Here is a 13463-nt window from a genome sequence, read left to right as displayed (position 1 = left end):
TTATCCGCAAAAACCATATCAGATGAACCTGGGACTCAACCTCCGTAGGAGCGAGCTCTGCTCGCGAACCGGCCCTTCGCGAGCAGAGCTCGCTCCTACAGGGATAGCAGCGGTTCGCTTGGAAGGACACTCTCAATCTGAGCTCTAAAAAGCGGGTTTATCTGAGTCTGTTTCCCCGTCGTCGGGATTTCCAGAATGGCGCCGCTCAGTCTTCCCAACCGAAAGGCCCGCACATGAACACCGCAATCCCGGAACCGACCTACGACTACAAGGTGGTTCGCCAGTTCGCCCTGATGACGCTCGTCTGGGGCATCGTCGGCATGGGCATGGGGGTGTTCATCGCCGCCCAGCTCGTCTGGCCGGCGCTGAACCTCGACCTGCCCTGGACCAGCTTCGGCCGCCTGCGCCCGCTGCACACCAACCTGGTGATCTTCGCCTTCGGCGGCAGCGCGCTGTTCGCCACCAGCTACTACACGGTGCAACGCACCTGCCAGGCACGGCTGTTCGGTGGCGGGCTTGCCGCCTTCACCTTCTGGGGCTGGCAGGCACTGGTGGTGATCCTGCTGGTGACCCTGCCCCAGGGCCTGACCACCACCAAGGAATATGCCGAGGTGGAGTTCACCGGCGCGGTGTGGATGGGCATCGTCTGGATCGCCTACGCGGTGGTGTTCTTCGGCACGGTGATGAAGCGCAAGACCAAACACATCTATGTGGGCAACTGGTTCTTCGGCGCCTTCATCGTGGTCACTGCGATGCTGCACATCGTCAACCACATGGCCATTCCGGTGAGCTGGTTCAAGTCGTACTCGGTCTATTCCGGCGCCACCGACGCGATGGTGCAGTGGTGGTACGGCCACAACGCCGTGGGCTTCTTCCTGACCACCGGCTTCCTCGGGATGATGTACTACTTCATCCCCAAGCAGGCCGGGCGCCCGGTGTACTCCTACCGGCTGTCCATCGTGCACTTCTGGGCGCTGATCACCCTGTACATCTGGGCCGGTCCGCATCACCTGCACTACACCGCCCTGCCCGACTGGGCCCAGTCCCTCGGCATGGTGATGTCGATCATCCTGCTGGCGCCATCCTGGGGCGGCATGATCAACGGCATGATGACCCTCTCCGGGGCCTGGCATAAGCTGCGCGACGACCCGATCCTGCGCTTCCTCGTGGTGTCCCTGGCCTTCTACGGCATGAGCACCTTCGAAGGCCCGATGATGGCCATCAAGACCGTCAACGCGCTGTCCCACTACACCGACTGGACCATCGGCCACGTGCACGCCGGGGCGCTCGGCTGGGTGGCGATGATCACCATCGGCTCGCTCTACCACCTGATCCCGCGCCTCTATGGCCGCGCCCAGATGCACAGCATCGGCCTGATCAATGCGCACTTCTGGCTGGCCACCATCGGCACCGTGCTCTACATCGCCTCCATGTGGGTCAACGGCATCACCCAGGGCCTGATGTGGCGCGCGGTCAACGAGGACGGCACCCTCACCTACTCCTTCGTCGAAGCCCTGGAAGCCAGCCATCCCGGCTTCGTGGTGCGCATGGTGGGCGGCATCTTCTTCGTCACTGGCATGCTGCTGATGGCCTGGAACACCTGGCGCACGATTCGCGTTGGCGATGCCCGTACCACCGAAGCAGTACCGCAGGCGGTGGCCCATGGATAACGAGAGCGCCTACGCCCTGCTCAGCCTGGCCGCGCTGACCTTCTTCTACCTCGCCACCCAGGCCTGCCTGGGTGGCAGGAGCCAGCGTCAGATCGAAGAAGCCACCATGCTGCCCTTCGCCGACGACGAACCCGTGGCCCGACGCATGGAGCGCGCCACTGGGCGCAGCAGCACGGGGTGCGGCTGTCCGGGGCGGTGTGATGGGGGGTGTGCGAGTCGCGTGGATATCGAGGCTTGAATCGGGCTGCTAAGCAGTCCTTTCGCGAATGAATTCGCTCCCACACTGAAAGGCAATCGGTGCCCTGTGGGAGCGAATTCATTCGCGATGCTTTTCTACCAGTAGTTCTCCACCGCCACCTGCCCCGGCCGGCGGGTCAGGCTGAGGTTCATGTCGCGCTTCTTCAGCACGGCACGGGTGTCGTCGATCATCTGCGGGTTGCCGCAGAGCATCACACGGCTATGTTCCGGGAGCAGTTCAAGGCCGGCGGCGCGTTCCAGCTCACCATTCTCGATCAGCGTGGTGATGCGCCCATGCAGCGCGCCGGGCACTTCCTCGCGGGTCACCACGGGGATGTACAGCAGCTTGTCGGCCACGCCTTCCAGGTAGTCGCGGTTCTTCAGGTCATCGATCAGCGGTTGATAGGCCAGTTCGGCGGCCTGGCGCACGCTGTAGACCAGGATGATGCGTTCGAAACGCTGCCAGACTTCCAGGTCCTGGAGGATCGACAGGAAGGGCGCCAGGCCGGTGCCGGTGGCCAGCAGCCAGAGGTCGCGGCCATCGACGAAGCGGTCGAGGGTGAGGAAGCCAAAGGACGTCTTGTCCACCATCAGGGTGTCGCCGACCGCGAGGCGTGACAGCTCACTGGTGAATTCGCCCCCCGGCACGACGATGGAAAAGAACTCCAGATACTCGTCATGGGGCGCCGACACCATGGAATAGGCGCGCCAGACGGTGCTGCCGTCGGGCTTGGTCACCCCCAGGCGGGCGAACTGGCCAGCGCGGAAGCGGTAGCCCGCGTCGCGGGTGGTGCGCAGGGTGAACAGGCTGGGCGTCAGGGTCTCTACTTCCAGCAGGGTCTGACGGGTGAACTTCTCTTCGCTGGCGGTCATACTCCGCTCCCACTCATTTCCGATTCGTTCGAAGACCGCCCCAGTGTCTCGCAAAGCGGCCTTCAGAAACACCGCCGGTTCTTATGCCTATATTTGCTACGCCTTTCGCCCAGCTCGACCTCGTTCGCCAGCCCGAGCAGCAGGATGACCCGCTGCAGGCCTTCGATGCCGCCGACGAATACCTGCTCAATCACCTCCATGAGCAAGGCATCACGGCCGATACACGCATCCTGGTACTGAACGACAGCTTCGGCGCGCTGGCGGCCAGCCTCGCGCCCCACGCCCAGGTCACCAGCAGCGGCGATTCCCACCTCGGTCATATCGCCCTGCAACGCAATCTGGCGCGCAATGAACTGGATGTCGGTGGCGTACGTTTCGTTCCTGCCAGTGAAGCGGCCATTGGTCCGTTCGACCGGGTACTGATCCGCGTGCCCAAGACCCTGGCACTGCTGGAGGAACAACTGATCCGCCTGCACGGCCAACTGGCTCCAGGCGCTACTGTGGTCGCCGCTGGCATGGTCAAGCACCTGCCCCACGCTGCCGGTGACCTGCTGGCCAAGTACGTCGGCCCGATGCAGCCCTCCCTGGCGGTGAAGAAAGCCCGCCTGCTGATCGCCACCCCCGAACAGAAGCCGGCCATCGCCTCGCCCTACCCCACGCGCTACCAGCTGGATCAACCGCGCCTGACGCTGGTGAATCACGCCAACGTGTTCTGCCGCGACGGGCTGGACATCGGCACCCGCGCCTTTCTCTCGCACCTGCCGCGCAGCCTGGCGGATGTCCGCGCGGCGGACCTGGGCTGCGGCAATGGCGTGCTCGGCATCGTCTACGCCCTGGCCAACCCGCAGTCGCAGATGACATTGGTGGATGAGTCCTACATGGCGGTGCAATCGGCGCAGGAAAACTGGCGCGCAGCCCTGGGCGAACGCCCGGCGGATATCCGTGCCGGCGACGGCCTGGCCGAACAGCCAGCGGATTCGCTGGACCTGGTGCTATGCAACCCGCCCTTCCACCAACAGCAGGTGGTGGGCGACTTCCTCGCCTGGCGCATGTTCGTGCAGGCGCGCAATGCGCTGGTGAAGGGGGGCGAGCTGTGGATCGTGGGCAACCGTCACCTGGGCTACCACGCCAAGCTCAAGCGCCTGTTCCGGGGCGTGGAGCAGGTGGCGGCGACGCCGAAGTTCGTGGTGCTCAAAGCGAGCAAATGACTCCGCGCGGGGCCTGACTACCCTCACCCCAGCCCTCTCCCAGAGGGAGAGGGAGCCATCCGTGCAGAGGGTTGTCAGGGTGCGTCACCCCTCTCCCTTCGGGAGAGGGGCCGGGGCGGGCCGCGTTCGGATGAGGGCAGTTGAACGCCGCTCGGACTCCCCTCAGTGCGTACTCAACCCCGCCGCCGCCATGAACATCCGCAGCAGGTAGGCCATCGCGCCCAGGGCCAGCACGCTGAGGGCCCAGATGCCCACCAGCCAGCCCAGGCGCTGCCACAGGGGCTTCTTCTCGGATTCGCCCATCGCCGTGCTCCTAGTGGTAGCCATCTTCCACACGCACCTTGCCGCGGAACACGTAGTAGCTCCACGCGGTGTACATCAGGATGAAGGGAATGATGAACAGCGCGCCCACCAGCATGAAGCCCTGGCTCTGCGGCGGGGCCGCGGCGTCCCAGATGGAAATGGACGGCGGGATCACGTTGGGCCAGATGCTGATGCCTAAGCCGCTGTAGCCGAGGAAGATCAGCACCAGGGTCAACACGAACGGCGCATGGTGGGCGTTGTTGGCCACCGCGCGCAGCAGCGCCCAGGTGCAGATCAGCACCAGGATCGGTACCGGCATGAACCAGAACAGGTTGGGCAGGCTGAACCAGCGCGTGGCGATTTCCTCATGGGCCAGCGGGGTCCAGATGCTGACGATACCGGTGATGCCCAGCAGCACCAGCACCAGCGGACGCGCCAGGTCGTGCATCTGCTGCTGCAAGCGGCCTTCGGTCTTCATGATCAGCCAGGTGCAGCCCAGCAGCGCGTAGGCGGCGATCAGGCCCAGGCCGCAGAACAGCGGGAACGGCGCCAGCCAGTCCAGCGAACCACCCGCAAAGGTGCGGTCCACCACCGGAATACCTTCGATGAAGGCGCCCAGGGCCACGCCCTGGAAGAAGGTCGCGGCGATGGAACCGCCAATGAAGGCCTTGTCCCACAGGTGGCGCTTGGCCGGACGGGCCTTGAAGCGGAACTCGAAGGCCACACCCCGGAAGATCAGCCCCAGCAGCATCAGGATCAGCGGCAGGTAGAGCGCGGAAAGCACCACCGAGTAAGCCAGTGGGAAGGCACCGAACAGGCCGGCCCCTCCGAGGATCAGCCAGGTTTCGTTGCCGTCCCAGACCGGCGCGACGGTGTTCATCATCACGTCGCGCTCCTGGTCATCCTTGACGAAGGGGAAGAGGATGCCGATTCCGAGGTCGAAACCGTCCATCACCACATACATCATCACGCCGAAGATGATGATGATGGCCCAGATCAGAGAAAGGTCGACGCCCATGTTCAGGTCCTCGGCAGGGTTGCAGCGTTGTCGTCATCGTCCATGCCCTCTTCGGTCGCCGAGAGCGGGCGTGCAGGGGTGCGGTGCTGGCCAGGGCCGCCAGCCAGTTCCTTGCCTTCATGGGTGACCGGGCCCTTGCGCACCAGGCGCATCATGTAGCCGATCCCCGTGCCGAAGAGCACGAAATACACCACCACGAAGCTCACCAGGGTCAGGCTCATCTGCGCCACGCTGTGGTTGGATACCGCGTCAGCCGTGCGCATCAGGCCATAGACCACCCAGGGTTGGCGGCCCATTTCAGTGGTGAACCAGCCGGCCAGGATGGCGATCAATCCGGACGGCCCCATCCACAGGCACAGGTAGAGGAACGGCCGCGAGCGGAACAGCCCGCCGCGCCAGCGCAGCCAGAGGCTCCAGACGCCTACCAGGATCATCAGCATCCCCAGGGCGACCATGATGCGGAACGACCAGAACACCACCGTGGAATTGGGGCGGTCTTCCTTGGGGAAGTCCTTCAGCGCCGGCACCTGCTTGTCCAGGCTGTGGGTCAGGATGATGCTGCCGAGGTAGGGAATCTCCACCTTGAAGCGGGTTTCCTCGCGCTCCATGTCCGGCCAGCCGAAGAGGATCAGCGGGGTGGCTTCGCCACTGCTGTTGTCCCAGTGGCCTTCCATCGCGGCGATCTTCACCGGCTGGTGCTTGAGGGTGTTCAGGCCGTGCAGGTCGCCGATGAAGGCCTGTACCGGGGCCACCAGCAGCGCCATCCACATGGCCATGGAGAGCATCTTGCGGATCGCCGGGTTGTCACGGCCGCGCAGCAGGTGCCAGGCCGCCGAGGCGCCAACGAAGAAGGCGGTGGCGAGGAAGGCGGCGGTGGCCATGTGCAGCAGGCGGTAAGGGAAGGACGGGTTGAAGATCACCGCCAGCCAGTCCACCGGCACCACACGGCCATCGATGATCTCGAAGCCTTGCGGGGTCTGCATCCAGCTGTTGGAGGCGAGGATCCAGAAGGTGGAGATGATGGTGCCGATGGCCACCATCACCGTGGCGAAGAAGTGCAGACCAGGGCCGACGCGGCTCCAGCCGAACAGCATCACGCCGAGGAAGCCGGCTTCGAGGAAGAAGGCGGTGAGCACCTCGTAGGTGAGCAGCGGCCCGGTGACGGAGCCGGCGAAGTCGGAGAAGGCGCTCCAGTTGGTGCCGAACTGGTAGGCCATGACCAGGCCGGATACCACGCCCATGCCGAAGTTCACGGCGAAAATCTTCGACCAGAAGTGGTAGAGGTCGCGATAGACCCCCTGTCCCGTCTTCAGCCACAGGCCTTCCAGCACAGCGAGGTAGCTCGCCAGGCCAATGGTGATGGCCGGAAAGATGATGTGGAAGGACACGGTGAAGGCGAACTGCATTCGGGCGAGATCGAGAGCCTCCAATCCGAACATGGCGAATCCTCTAATCAGGTTGATACAGGCAAAGACCCCGCGCGACTCCTTTGGGTACTGGAGCCAGGCCGAGCCGAATTGTTCTTGTGGAGGCTGGTGCGACTGGATGTGGGCCAGGTCGGCCCTTCACAAACCCGCGTCTGGGGTTTTGACGCGGATCAAGCAATGCATAGAGATTAGCCGGTCAAGGCATTTTGGAAGCTGTGGTTCGTTGCCGCGCGACAGGTTGCCGCGCGGCTGCGCGCCGCATGAGGTGGGCAGGGGTTGTGTAGGTTGGCGCTGAGCGAAGCGAAGCCCAACATGCGGACTCACCGGGAATCGTTGGGCTTCGCTGCGCTCTGCCGCAACCTACGGTTGGATTGCCTCGGGGCTGTCCACATCGCGCAGAACGCCCGGATCGTCGACGCCCACCGCAACCCAGGCGGAAGCGTGGGCGCGCAGGACACGGCGCGCGCCTTCGTCGCCGGTAAGCGTCTGCAATTCGGACCAGAAGTCCCGTCCGAACAGCACCGGATGGCCACGCTCATCGTGATGGACGGGGAAGACGATGCGGCTCGGCGCCGCCTTGGCAATCAGGGCGCGCAGGCTGGACTCGGCGATCCAGGGCATGTCGCCCAGCAGCACGGCGATGGCCTCCCCTTCCCCCACGGCCAGTGCCCGCGCTCCGGCCGCCAGGCTATGGCCCATGCCCTGGCCGGCGTCTTCGCAGAGGATGATGTTGCAGCCTTCCGGCAGCCCCAATGCAGCCGGGTCGTCCTCCGGGCGCAGCACCAGATGCACCTCGTCGAACACCGCCTGGGCCCGCGCAAGGCTGGCTGCCAGCAGGGTGCGGCCATCAGCCAGGGTGGCGCGGCGCTTGTCGCTGCCGAAGCGGGAGCCGAAGCCGGCGGCGAGGATCAGGGCGGGGACGGTGGGCATCCTTCATCTCCAAGTGGCGATCACGGCCCCCCTGTAGGAGCGAATTCATTCGCGAAGCAGGCCGCAGGCCTGCCGATTCCGAACGATCGGGACTGCTGCGCAGCCCATTCGCGAATGAATTCGCTCCCACAAAGGGAAGGCAATCTAATCAAACCCTTTCCCGCGCAATCCCATTGCGCACCCGCAGGATATCCGCGAGAACCGCCAGGGCGATTTCGGACGGGGTCTTGCTGCCCAGGTTGAGGCCGATGGGGGCGATGATGCGGGCGATTTCCGCCTCGTTCAGGCCACCCACCCGACGCAGGCGTTCCATGCGCTTGGTGCTGGTTGCCATGGAGCCCATCACGCCGATGTAGAAGGCTTCAGTACGCACTGCTTCGATCATCGCCAGGTCGTCGATCTTCGGATCGTGGGTCAGGGCGACCACGGCAGTGTCTGCATGGCAGCCGCCCAGGCGGATGAACTCCGAGGGCAGTTCGCGGCGGATTTCCACACCTGGCAGCTCGACGCCTTGCAGGGCTTCGTCACGCGGGTCGCAGAGCACCACCTCGAAACCCAGGCTCTGGCCGAACTCGGCGCACACCTGGGCGACAGTGGAATACCCCGCCAACAGCAGCCGCTGGGCAGCGCCGACGCGCAGGCGCAGCAGCCTGTCCTCGCGCTCGACCCGGGGGCCGTGATCGCGGTCGGGCAGCAGACGCCGGGCGCCGTCGGGCACGGACACCTCGCGGATCAGCCGGCGCTGGCCCGCCAGGGCGCTTTCCAGTTCGCGCAAGTGGGCCTGGACATCGCAATCGGAGGGCAGGTTTTCCACCAGCACATCGAGGATGCCGCCGCAGGGCAGGCGAATCGACGAATGGGTGTCGCTGCCATCGCCGTAACGCACCAATTGCACCGGTTCGGGGAAAGCGCCGGCGGCCAGACGTTCTAGGAAGTCATCCTCCACGCAACCGCCGGACAGCGAGCCTATCCAGTGCCCATCAGCGGTAGCCGCCAGCAGCGAGCCCGGCGCGCGGGGCGCCGAGCCGTACGTGGCAAGGACGGTACAGAGCCACACGCGCTGGCCGGAAGCGGACCACTCCAGGGCCTTGCGCACCACCAGCAGGTCGAGGTGTTGCATCGAGGGATACCGTTATCAGTGGGACGGGGCTTCGCTGCGCAATTCCGCTACCCGCTCGGGGCCCACCTCACCGTCGAGACCACCCCAGGTCTGACGCAGGTAGTTGAGCAGGTCGCGCAGCTGGCCGTCGTCGAGTTTATCCCTGAAGCCCGGCATTGGCTGCATCCGTTCGAAACCGGTGAACTGCTGCGCGCGGATGCCGTCGTCGATCACCCGCAGCAGGTTGCGGGAGTCGGCCAGGCGCAGTGTGGTGTTGCCGTTCATGGCGACCGCCACGTGGGGCACGCCCTCGCCTTCCACGCCATGACAGCCGGCGCAGACGTTGAGGTACTGCTGGCGGCCACGGGCTGCGCTTTCGCCCAGCTGGGTCTCGGCCACGGCAACGATCTTGCGCGGTTCCGGCGCCTGCTCACCCAACAGGTAGGTGGCCATGGCGCGATGGTCGTCCTGGGGCAGGTACTGAGTGCTGTGGTGCAGCACCGGGTACATCTCGTTGAACACCGAGCCCTGGTCGCTGATGCCGTGCTTGAGGAAGGTCGACAGGTCGTCAGTGGTCCAGCCGCGCTCGGCCAGGTCCTTGGCCAACAGGCTGGGTGCCTCGTAGCCGAGGATCACCCCACCGGTCATGCGCAGGTCCTGCTGCAGGGCGCCGACGGCGTTGCGCGGGGTGTGGCACTCGCCGCAGTGGCCGAGCACTTCCACCAGGTACTGGCCACGCTGCCATTCCTCGCCCTTGCCATCGGCCGCTTCGAGCTGCACGCGGTTCTTGTACAGCATGTTCCAGAACGTCATGCCGAAGCGCACGTTGAACGGGAAGGCCAGGTCGGTCTTCGGGCTCGGCTTGGCGATGGGCTCCAGGCTCATCAGGTAGGCGTAGATGGCGTCGGAGTCTTCGCGCTTGAGCAGGTGGTAGGAGGTGTAGGGCATGGCCGGGTACAGCTTGCCGCCGTCCCTGCGCTCACCCTGGGTCACCGCCTTGAAGAACTCATCGGCGCTGTAGTGGCCGATGCCGTGCTCCTTGTCCGGGGTGATGTTGGTGCCATAGATGGTGCCGAACGGCGACACCAGCGGCAGGCCGCCGGCGTACTCGGCGCCGCCTTCGATGCTGTGACAGGCCACGCAGTCGGCGGCGCGGGCCAGGTACTTGCCGCGCTCGATCAGCGCCTTGTCCGCCGGTTGTTCAGCGGCCTGAACGGCCAGGGGCAGCAGCAGTGCCGCGAGGATAAGCGAGCGCATCCTCAACCCTCCTTGACCAGACCGAGGCCTTCCACCACTTCGCGCGCGGCGTTGTAGTAGCGGACATAGCCGGTGCAGCGGCAGATATGGTTGCCCAGGGCGTGCTCGATCTCCCCTTCCAGTTCGCTGCGCTTGACCGGCTGGCGCTGGAGCTTTTCCACCAGCACGGTGGCGGCGTTGACGTAGCCGGGGGTGCAGTAGCTGCACTGGAAGGCGAACTGGTCGATGAATTTCTGCTGGATCGGGTTCAGCCCGGTCACTTCGCCCTTTTCATCGCGCTTGGCGTGGCCTTCGACGGTACGCACCTTCTTGCCGTCGAAGAAGTGCGCGCCGGTGATGCAGGTGCGGATTTCCTCGCTGGTGCCGTCCGGCTTGTCGAGGATCGCCACGCAGGCATGGCAGACGCCCTGGCCGCAGCCCAGGCGCGAACCGGTGAGGTTCAGGTATTCGTGGAGGAACTCGATCATCATCAGGTCGTCGTCCACGGTGATGGGACCGACGGCCTGGCCGTTGAGGGTCATGCTGAGGGCGCGCTTAGCCATGGAGGGCCTCCTTGATGCGGGCCGGGGTCAGGGGAAGGTCGCGCAGGCGCTTGCCGGTGGCGTGGGCCACGGCGTTCACGATGGCGCCGACCACGGGGATCATCACCACTTCGGCAATGCCCTTGGCTGGGTCGCTGGGCGACAACGGCGGGAGGATTTCAGCGGTCTGTGTCCAGACTGCGCAGTCCTTGGCGCGGGGCAGCTGGTAACGGTTGAAGTTCCAGGTGCCTTCGCCGGGACCGCCCTCGTACAGCGGCATTTCTTCCATCAATGCGTGGCCAATGCCCATGGCGATACCGCCTTCGAGCTGGCCGCGAACCAGTTCCGGCACGATGACCCGGCCGCACTCCAGCCAGGAATGGTGGTTGATCACCCGCGCCTCGCCGCTGCCCTTGTTCACCTTCACCTCGACCAGGGTGGCGACCGGGCTGTAGTAGGTGACCATGGCGTTGTTCAGCTGGGTCGGCGGGTAGCTGATGGCAGTGCGATCCAGCAGGTGGAAGCCGTGGCTGGTCATCTTCGCCCTCTTCTCCTTGGGCGCGCCGTCGCCGTACTTCACGGCTACCGCATCCAGCGGGAAGGTGTCGCGCTTGCCGTCGATCTCGAACTCGCCCTCGGCCCAGGCCCAGCGGTTGAAACCGTGGACGCTGACGCCAGTGACCAGGCCCAGTTCATGGGCCTTGTGCGCCAGCAGTTCGAAGGGGATCGGCGGCAGGCCGTTGGCGGTGAGTTTGCCTTCGACCCAGTTGGCGTCTTCGCGGCGCACCACATAAGGGTTGGCCAGGCCGCCGAACTCGCCGCGGCCCCAGATGGCCAGCGCCGCCGGCCACAGGCCGTGGTTGAAGAGGATGCGCGCGGCTTCGCGGGTGCCGTGGCCGGAGTAGTAGGCCGAGTTGGTCGCCGAGGACGGCGAGGCCAACTTGCCGACCCAGCGCGGGTTCTTCAGCGCGGCGTCCTGCTCGGACTGGCTGATCAGGTAGGGGTTGCCGCTGGTGGTCAGGGCCAGTTCGGACCATTCGGTGACGCCGGTGCGGATCTCATGCGCCGGGCGGCCCAGGTAGTCGGCCACCAGCAGGGCCTGGGAAGTGGCCATGCCGGTGCCCATGTCGATGGCGATCTGGCGCAGCGTCACACGTCCGTCGGCAGTGAACTCCACGCTCGCCATGGGCGCTTCGGAGCCGGTGCCGAAGTCCTTCTGGCAGATGGCGAAGCCGACGCCGTAGTAGTTATCCGGATCCTTCGCTTCTTCCTCGCGCTTGCGCGCGTCGCGGTTTTTCCAGACGTCGTGCTGGGCGGCCTTGTCGAGGATTTCCTCCAGGCGCAGGGCACCGGCGGGAATGGCGCCCTGGGTGTTCTTCATGCCGGACTTGAAGACGTTCTTGCGGCGCAGCTCGATGGGGTCGACGCCCAGGCGCTGGGCCACTTCGTCCACCATCATCTCGGTGGCGGCCATGGTCTGCAGGGTGCCGTAGCCACGCATGGAGCCGGCTTCGACGCCACGGGAGTGGTAGGCGGTGGCGGCCAGGTCACTCTGCGGCAGGTAGTAGATGGACTGCGCGGCGGTGGCGCCCACGGCGGCGACCGAGGGGCTGTAGTTGATGCGTCCGCCGCCGTCGACATCCATGTGGGCGCGGAAGATCTGGAACGACAGGTCGTCCTTCTTCACCGCCAACTGGTAGTGCATGTCGAAGGGGTGACGCTTGATGCCGCTCTGGAACTGCTCGTAGCGGTCATTGGCCAGGCGCACCGGCACGCCGTCGCCGTAGATGGCGGCCAGGGCGGCGTAGAACACGAAGATGTTGTTGTCCTTGGAGCCGTAACCCACGGTGTAGCCGGGGTGCATGTTCAGCTTCGTCACCTTGAAGCGGGACGGCGCCAGCATGTGCGCGGTCTGCTCGGCCACTTCGAAGGGGCACTGGGTAGCCACGACGAAATGCAGGGTGCCAGTGGCCGGGTCGTACCAGCCGTTACCGTTGTCCGCTTCCAGGGCGGCGGGCTCGATGGACTGAGTCTTGAAGCGCTCATCGAAGACCATCCAGCCTTCCGGCGGATTGGCCAGTTTCGATTGCATCTGCTCGGCGTGGTAAATGCCCTGGGCGGTCAGGTCGCCCGCCGGGTTGCCGGCGCCCCAGGTGGGTTTGCGCTCGCGGATCAGCGGGAACAGCATGCTGTCCTTCAGGCTGGAGAAGGTGTCCGGCTCGAACGGCGTGGCGCCGCCAACGCGCACGAAGCGGAAGCTACCGTAGGGGTCACGCTGGAACAGCGGGGCCTGGGCACCGTAGCGCACCACTTTCTCGTTGAACTTGAGGATGTTCTTCGCCCGGCGATAGCGGTCGAAATCCTTCCAGATCAGCAGCGCCACCGGGTGGCCGATGAACATGGGCACCTGGCCTTCCGGCAGGAAGGGGTCCGGGCTATGGCCTTCGGGGAAGGCGATGCCGTCCCGCGCCAGGTCCGCGGCGGTCACCACGCGGTCGGGCTTCAGCTCATCCCCCAGCATCGACAGGTCGATGCCCTGGTACAGGTGATCGGCGCGGGTGGCCTTGATCAGCAGCGCGTGGCCCTGCTGTTGCGGCCAACCGGGCATGTCCTTGGCGCGGATGTCGCGGGCGAACACCTTGCCGCCGCAGACCTTGCTGACGCCGTCGATCCGCCCACGGGCCTGGCCACCAGCGGTGTGCCAGGGCTCGGGGCCACGGGTGACCTGTTCTTCGAACAGCGCGGCGAAGGCCTTGCTGCCGAGCGGCGCGAGAGTGATGCCGATACCGGCGACGACGCTGCCTTGCAGGAAGGCGCGGCGGGATAGTTCAGGAGTGGACATGCCCGTTCCTCATCGACCGGCGTTTGCCGGCCCTTTTCTTTGTGCAAAACACGGTTGTCGACCCATCCGGGAGAAGGG

Annotated in this window: 12 protein-coding genes; 3 read left to right on the top strand and 9 right to left on the bottom strand. The window is 65.4% G+C overall.

Annotation, left to right across the window (positions count from 1 at the left end):
• Positions 1-233: 233 nt before the first annotated feature.
• Both ccoN and E8E91_RS20450 read left to right on the top strand, forming a co-directional pair.
• Positions 234-1670, top strand: coding sequence for a cytochrome-c oxidase, cbb3-type subunit I (gene ccoN / locus E8E91_RS20455; RefSeq protein WP_280378307.1), 1437 nt, complete (start codon positions 234-236; stop codon positions 1668-1670).
• Positions 1663-1908, top strand: coding sequence for a cbb3-type cytochrome c oxidase subunit 3 (locus E8E91_RS20450; RefSeq protein WP_280378305.1), 246 nt, complete (start codon positions 1663-1665; stop codon positions 1906-1908). The genes ccoN and E8E91_RS20450 overlap by 8 nt, the downstream gene beginning before the upstream one ends.
• A 95-nt stretch (positions 1909-2003) precedes the next feature.
• Here E8E91_RS20450 and E8E91_RS20445 read toward each other — a convergent pair whose 3' ends face one another.
• Entirely contained in the window at positions 2004-2780 is a 777-nt protein-coding gene (locus tag E8E91_RS20445) for a ferredoxin--NADP reductase (protein ID WP_280378302.1), read from the bottom strand.
• Positions 2781-2863: 83 nt separating this feature from the next.
• On the opposite strand from E8E91_RS20445, the gene E8E91_RS20440 reads away from it, so the two are divergent.
• Positions 2864-3988, top strand: coding sequence for a class I SAM-dependent methyltransferase (locus E8E91_RS20440; RefSeq protein ID WP_280378299.1), 1125 nt, complete (start codon positions 2864-2866; stop codon positions 3986-3988).
• 162 nt (positions 3989-4150) lie between these two features.
• On the opposite strand, the gene E8E91_RS20435 is transcribed toward E8E91_RS20440, so the two are convergent.
• The 8 genes from E8E91_RS20435 to E8E91_RS20400 form a co-directional block, all read right to left on the bottom strand.
• On the bottom strand, positions 4151-4291 hold the full coding sequence (locus E8E91_RS20435; RefSeq protein WP_280378297.1) for a DUF2474 domain-containing protein: 141 nt from the start codon (positions 4289-4291) through the stop codon (positions 4151-4153).
• 10 nt (positions 4292-4301) lie between these two features.
• Positions 4302-5309, bottom strand: a complete 1008-nt coding sequence (gene cydB, locus E8E91_RS20430) for a cytochrome d ubiquinol oxidase subunit II (RefSeq protein ID WP_280378294.1) — start codon at positions 5307-5309, stop codon at positions 4302-4304.
• 2 nt (positions 5310-5311) lie between these two features.
• Positions 5312-6748 (bottom strand): cytochrome ubiquinol oxidase subunit I, encoded by a 1437-nt coding sequence (locus tag E8E91_RS20425; RefSeq protein WP_280378292.1) that lies wholly within the window; start codon positions 6746-6748, stop codon positions 5312-5314.
• A gap of 348 nt (positions 6749-7096) precedes the next feature.
• Complete coding sequence (locus E8E91_RS20420) at positions 7097-7666, bottom strand: nucleotidyltransferase family protein (protein ID WP_280378290.1); 570 nt, start codon at positions 7664-7666, stop codon at positions 7097-7099.
• Positions 7667-7814: 148 nt separating this feature from the next.
• Positions 7815-8786 carry an XdhC family protein gene (locus E8E91_RS20415; protein ID WP_280378287.1) on the bottom strand — a complete coding sequence of 324 codons (972 nt, stop codon included), beginning with the start codon at positions 8784-8786 and terminating at the stop codon, positions 7815-7817.
• Between the two features lie 15 nt (positions 8787-8801).
• Entirely contained in the window at positions 8802-10022 is a 1221-nt protein-coding gene (locus E8E91_RS20410) for a cytochrome c (protein WP_280378286.1), read from the bottom strand.
• Between the two features lie 2 nt (positions 10023-10024).
• Positions 10025-10564 (bottom strand): 2Fe-2S iron-sulfur cluster-binding protein, encoded by a 540-nt coding sequence (locus tag E8E91_RS20405; protein ID WP_280366837.1) that lies wholly within the window; start codon positions 10562-10564, stop codon positions 10025-10027.
• Entirely contained in the window at positions 10557-13385 is a 2829-nt protein-coding gene (locus E8E91_RS20400) for a xanthine dehydrogenase family protein molybdopterin-binding subunit (RefSeq protein ID WP_280378284.1), read from the bottom strand. Before E8E91_RS20400 ends, E8E91_RS20405 begins: the two co-directional genes overlap by 8 nt.
• Positions 13386-13463 lie beyond the last annotated feature (78 nt).

The organism is Pseudomonas sp. BN515 (assembly GCF_029873155.1).
Taxonomy (GTDB): Bacteria; Pseudomonadota; Gammaproteobacteria; order Pseudomonadales; family Pseudomonadaceae; genus Metapseudomonas.
Note: the sequence above shows the minus strand (reverse complement) of the source record. Positions and strands in the feature narration are given on the sequence as shown.

Coding starts and splice junctions, on each gene's coding strand:
- ccoN (WP_280378307.1), top strand. CDS start 234: ATGAACACCGCAATCCCGGAACCGACCTACGACTACAAGGTGGTTCGC.
- E8E91_RS20450 (WP_280378305.1), top strand. CDS start 1,663: ATGGATAACGAGAGCGCCTACGCCCTGCTCAGCCTGGCCGCGCTGACC.
- E8E91_RS20445 (WP_280378302.1), bottom strand. CDS start 2,780: ATGACCGCCAGCGAAGAGAAGTTCACCCGTCAGACCCTGCTGGAAGTA.
- E8E91_RS20440 (WP_280378299.1), top strand. CDS start 2,864: ATGCCTATATTTGCTACGCCTTTCGCCCAGCTCGACCTCGTTCGCCAG.
- E8E91_RS20435 (WP_280378297.1), bottom strand. CDS start 4,291: ATGGGCGAATCCGAGAAGAAGCCCCTGTGGCAGCGCCTGGGCTGGCTG.
- cydB (WP_280378294.1), bottom strand. CDS start 5,309: ATGGGCGTCGACCTTTCTCTGATCTGGGCCATCATCATCATCTTCGGC.
- E8E91_RS20425 (WP_280378292.1), bottom strand. CDS start 6,748: ATGTTCGGATTGGAGGCTCTCGATCTCGCCCGAATGCAGTTCGCCTTC.
- E8E91_RS20420 (WP_280378290.1), bottom strand. CDS start 7,666: ATGCCCACCGTCCCCGCCCTGATCCTCGCCGCCGGCTTCGGCTCCCGC.
- E8E91_RS20415 (WP_280378287.1), bottom strand. CDS start 8,786: ATGCAACACCTCGACCTGCTGGTGGTGCGCAAGGCCCTGGAGTGGTCC.
- E8E91_RS20410 (WP_280378286.1), bottom strand. CDS start 10,022: ATGCGCTCGCTTATCCTCGCGGCACTGCTGCTGCCCCTGGCCGTTCAG.
- E8E91_RS20405 (WP_280366837.1), bottom strand. CDS start 10,564: ATGGCTAAGCGCGCCCTCAGCATGACCCTCAACGGCCAGGCCGTCGGT.
- E8E91_RS20400 (WP_280378284.1), bottom strand. CDS start 13,385: ATGTCCACTCCTGAACTATCCCGCCGCGCCTTCCTGCAAGGCAGCGTC.